This is a genomic window from Paractinoplanes deccanensis, from assembly GCF_016862115.1.
GTDB classification, from domain to species: domain Bacteria; phylum Actinomycetota; class Actinomycetes; order Mycobacteriales; family Micromonosporaceae; genus Actinoplanes; species Actinoplanes deccanensis.
Map to the genome: position 1 here is coordinate 1 of NZ_BOMI01000233.1, position 4,029 is coordinate 4,029.

4 protein-coding genes and 1 pseudogene are annotated in these 4,029 nt (G+C 64.7%); 1 reads left to right on the top strand and 4 read right to left on the bottom strand.

The genetic code is table 11. The features are described from left to right. A complete protein-coding gene (locus Ade02nite_RS48750) occupies positions 1-195 on the bottom strand; it encodes a hypothetical protein (protein ID WP_203778282.1) in 195 nt (64 codons plus the stop codon). A gap of 419 nt (positions 196-614) precedes the next feature. Further along, the gene (locus tag Ade02nite_RS48755) at positions 615-1,046 is read right to left on the bottom strand and encodes a DUF4262 domain-containing protein (RefSeq protein WP_203778283.1); all 432 of its coding nucleotides are present in this window, start codon (positions 1,044-1,046) and stop codon (positions 615-617) included. 436 nt (positions 1,047-1,482) lie between these two features. Between Ade02nite_RS48755 and Ade02nite_RS48760 the strand changes: the two genes are divergently transcribed. Then, complete coding sequence (locus tag Ade02nite_RS48760) at positions 1,483-2,841, top strand: YDG/SRA domain-containing protein (RefSeq protein WP_239169641.1); 1,359 nt, start codon at positions 1,483-1,485, stop codon at positions 2,839-2,841. A 40-nt stretch (positions 2,842-2,881) separates the two neighbouring features. Here Ade02nite_RS48760 and Ade02nite_RS48765 read toward each other — a convergent pair. Both Ade02nite_RS48765 and Ade02nite_RS48770 read right to left on the bottom strand, forming a co-directional pair. Then, a pseudogene (locus Ade02nite_RS48765) lies at positions 2,882-3,076 on the bottom strand (helix-turn-helix domain-containing protein); the annotation flags it as partial. 45 nt (positions 3,077-3,121) lie between these two features. Beyond that, on the bottom strand, positions 3,122-4,029 hold a 908-nt coding region (locus tag Ade02nite_RS48770; RefSeq protein WP_203778284.1), incomplete at its 5' end, for an IS3 family transposase.

Consider the following 4,029-nt stretch of genomic DNA (forward strand, 5'->3'; position numbering starts at 1 on the left):
CTAGGCATCACGCATGTACGGGTCGATCCGGCCAGGGTCCCCGATAAGCACGTCGGCGGTGGACGGGGTGGCCCAGGCTTCGCCACTGACCACGGTGTACAGGTTGCCAGTGGTCAAGATGCAGCCGATGCGGCCGGTCGGAACCACCCGGTCCGCCGGCGCTGTTCGTGCGGAAAGTCTGGTGGTGCGGGTCATCGCCACCGATGTTAGCAGCGAGCTGATCGAGCGGCATCGCGATGCTGGCCTCCAGCCGGCCCGATCTGCACGAGGCGTCGCGGCAGGCGGCGGCCGAGGGCTGGGCGTTCGTCATCCTCGACGCCTTCGGCCGGTACCTCGCCCAGCACCTCGGCATCCCTACGACCGAACAACGAGTCGATCGCTCGCACCACCGCCGGCCTTGCGGTGACCCAGCGAAGCTACAACGGTGCATCACCACGCCGCTCGCCGCCACAAATACCCGGTCGGAGGCACTGGCGCCATAGCGGCGCGGCAATCTCCTCGACGACCAGTCGAGCCTAACCATCAGGTCGCCAGTGTCACCGCCGGCCAGCTTCCTTTCGTGCGCGAACTGTCCCGCAAGCTGCGTTTGTAGTCCGAGTTGATCGCTGGTCAGGTCACCACCATGGTTCTCCGAACAATCGCTGCGCCATGCGGGAACTGGGCGGCCAGTTTCCTTCACTATCAGGCCAAACGAGTTGTACAGCTAGGACTTGGGGTCCGTAGAGCGCCTGGGCGACGTTCATTTCCAGCTCCGGGGCGCTGATCACCCGCAGCGGCACCGAAGCGACGTCGCCCGTTTCATCGCCGTGCTTCAACTCTGCGCCGAGATGGATCTTCACGGCAGCATTGAGCAGTTGGGCAGATAGCGGCGGGGACAGCGCCGCCAGACACAGCTCCGGCCGGCCGGCCGCGGTCAGCCCCACAGTGTAGAAACAACCGGGGTCAGCGGGTGTTCTCCCGCCAACCCCCTGGATCGCCCATCCGTGCTTGGCGATCAAACCTTCGATCCGGACCAGATGGACCCGTACGGCTTCGGCATCGTTCATGCGACGAAGATGCACCAGTCGAGCGTGGCGACCTCGACTTATCCACAGTCGCCGCTACACAGGAAACCACCTGTGGAAAACCGCGTTCGTAGGAACATCACGTCATCGCCCGGGCACGTCTCGCCCCGGGTGAGACGTGCCCGGGGTGGATCCACCATTGACAACCTGTATCGCGGGTTTCCGCCAGGGCACCAACCGTCGCAACGCGGTGGACCGACGAGTTCGCGCTAACTGCCCAGCCGATCAACGCGGCCGCGGCCGTCCGGGCCATCGCGCTGCTGCACTAAGCGATCACCAGGCCGGTGCGTCATTGATTGCGCTCGACGACCTGCGGGTGGCGGCGGCATGTCCCTGAGCCGCGGCGGAAAGTGTCGTACCCTCCCCTCAGGATAGGGTCGGTCGAAAATTGCACCCTACAACTCGCGGGAGCCTGCTCATGGACCTTCACGACGTGACGGCCTCGCTTGCTCGCTTACGCCTGGGGCGGAGTAACGGCATGCCTTCCGTTCATCAGCCCGTCGCGTTGGTGTGGGCCGCCAAGCGCGCGTGCAAGGGTGAGGCCCGTCTTAGTCGGTGGTCGGACATTCGAACCGAGCTGGGCTCCGCGATCGCAACCTTGAGCGGGAGCACAGAGGCCGATGTCGCTGCCTACCCCGTTCTCGCTCTGGCCAAATCGGACCTATGGGAGCTTGAGAGCACCGAAAAGGCACCAGCCGCGCACGGCTCGGGTGCAGTCCGATGGGTTAACAAGCGAAACCCGCTTCTAGGGCTATCGGAAGCAGCCTACGAACTGCTGGCCGACGATGCCGCTCTCGAGCGGTTCGCGCTCGCCGCTGTGCAGAAGCTTGACGAGGCGAGGGCAAGGCTCGTCCTCGACTACTTCGAGATCGATGCGACGGTGTTTCGCGGCTTCGGCGAAGTGCCGGGTGTCGCTGTGGGCACTGTCTTCGCCGACCGTGAGACCGTAGCGGAGCATCGAGTCCATCGTGCGCTACAAGCTGGCATCGTAGGCACGAAAGACACCGGCGCCGAGTCCATCGTTGTATCTGGGGGATATGAGGACGACGAAGACTACGGTGACGTGATTACCTACACCGGCCACGGAGGACGTGATCAAAACACCGGCCTCCAAATCGCCGATCAGACCCCTGACGCAGTCGGCAATGCCGCCCTCATCACAAGCCACCTCGCCGCCGCACCGGTACGCGTCATTCGCGGACCCGACCCCAAGAATCCTTACGCCCCTGCAACCGGGTACCGATACGACGGCCTGTTTATGGTTGAACGGACATGGCAGGAGCGGGGTCGGCGCGGCTTCTTGGTTTGCCGCTACCGCCTAACCCGAATCGACCCGAAGGCGGGAAGCGCCGCAAATCCCGCGGCTACGACACATAGGCCAGAACTTCCAGAAGGTACGACAGCCCCTGGGCGACGCACCGGCGTCGCCGACCGGATCGTCCGCGCGGCCGGCCTGGCAAGAGCCGTCAAGGAACTGCATGATTACACCTGCCAGGTGTGCGATATAAGGCTGGCAATCGATGGTCGAGGTTACGCCGAGGGTGCCCACATCCGGCCGCTCGGTCGTCCACATGACGGGACCGACACTCCTGACAACCTTCTATGTTTGTGCCCGAACTGTCACGTCCTCTTCGACAACGGCGCGATCGTCGTCGAGGACGACTTTCACATCAAATCGACTCATACCACTAGGGCGACACTGCGCACCATCGAAGGCCACGAAGTCAATGCGGCTTCTCTCGCGTATCACCGATGCATGTTCCCGTCAAAATATTGACCGAGGGGCTTCGGTCGTTAAGCAGGCGCGATCAGGCCAGGTAGGGCTTGTGGTCGGCGACCCGGTCGATCGGGATCAGAGTGCCGTCGAGCACCACGTAGGCGAGCAGCCGGATCCTGGCCATCGCCGTATCAAGGTCGTCGGCGGTGGCGGAGAGGAGGTCGATTACCTCGCGGACGTAACGCCAAGCCGTTGTCACGCCGATCTCAAACCCGCAGGCCAGACGGGTCAGGGTGGGCCTGACCCGTTTTGACGGACAAGGTCGATGTGTTGATCTTATTCAGGCGGCGAGGCTGATGGGCCGTGGGTGTGAAGCGGTGGCTTCGAACGCGGCTGGGCTGAGGTAGCCGAGGCTGGAATGCCGCCGCTGGGTGTTGTACCAGCCTTCGATGTACTCGAATATGGCCTGGCGGGCGGCTTGGTGGGTGGACCAGGGCTGCCGGTGGATGAGTTCGGTTTTGATGGTGGAGAAGAACGATTCGGCGACGGCGTTGTCCCAGCATTGCCCGCGCCGGCCGACCGACAGGCGAATACCGTGAGCGGCGGCGAGACGGGCGTGCTGGGCACTGGTGTATTGACAGCCGCGATCGGAGTGAAAGATCAGCCCGGACGCGGGCCGGCGCCGGATGAGCGCGTCGGTCAGGGCGGCGTCGACCAGGTCGGTCTTGAGATGATCGGCGACGGCCCAGCCGACGATGCGGCGCGAGGCCAGGTCGATGACGGTGGCCAGATAGAGCCAGCCTTGCCACGTGTTGATGTAGGTGATGTCGCCGCACCAGCGGGTGTCGGCGGCTGCCGGGTCGACGGCGAAGTCTCGGCCGACGAGGTCGGGACGGGCGCCGGCGTCCGGATCCGCAATGGTGGTGGCCCGCCATCGGCGTGGGCTTTTGCCCGCGAGCCCGGCGGCTCGCATGAGCCGGGCGACGCGTTTACGGCCGTGCCGCAGCCCGGCGCCGGCGAGGTCGGCGTGGATCCGCGGCACGCCGTAGGTGCCTTTCGACATCGCGTGCACGGCGGTGATGCGCTCAGTGAGCTGGGCGTCGACGTGCCGGCGCTGCGATGGCACACCGGATTGGCGTTGGTAGTAGGCGGACCTGGAGACCTCGAGCAACTCACACGCGCGTTTGACGTTGTGCTTGCCAGCCTTCTCCGCCTCGATGAACGCGAACACGTTCACCGGGTCTCCTT